We start from the raw sequence: 503 nt of genomic DNA on the forward strand, positions 1-503 counted from the left end.
CCCAGGCACAAAACGACGATAACAACCGCCAGCTTTTTATACCCACGCTGTAGCGGTGACGATCCAAACCATTCCATACATTGAATGACGCCAAAGGTCAGCAACACTCCGAAATTAAGGGAGAGCAGTCCAATAAATTTGTTAGGATCACGGAAAACCGAACCAATCACAGGGGTTTTCGTAACCAGAATGACAAACCACTTGGCAATGGATGGAAATGTCGTTCCAGTCGCTGCAACCATAAATAACAGCGTAAGGAGCGAAAAGATCAGAATGATCGGATTTTTATGTGAACGTGTCACCATCGCGTACCCGATCAATAGCAACAAGAATCCCCCACCTACATAAAACATCGCAGGCAGCGAGGAAAACGAGAACATGGGCCACCAATAGCTCAGTAAATAACCCACATTATATAAACTGCTGTTACGGCTGAATAGAGACAACGTATCCACGACGTTGATATTATGCTGAGACGCTTGAGCGTCCATCAACATGCTGCC

The 503-nt window shown here is 45.7% G+C and carries 1 protein-coding gene; it reads right to left on the reverse strand.

The annotated features are described in order from the left end of the window. A partial coding sequence (locus FOY53_RS24360) for a hypothetical protein (protein ID WP_222435353.1) occupies positions 1-503 on the reverse strand: 503 nt, incomplete at both ends.

The organism is Puniceibacterium confluentis (genome assembly GCF_007923445.1).
Classification (GTDB): Bacteria; Pseudomonadota; Alphaproteobacteria; order Rhodobacterales; family Rhodobacteraceae; genus Puniceibacterium; species Puniceibacterium confluentis.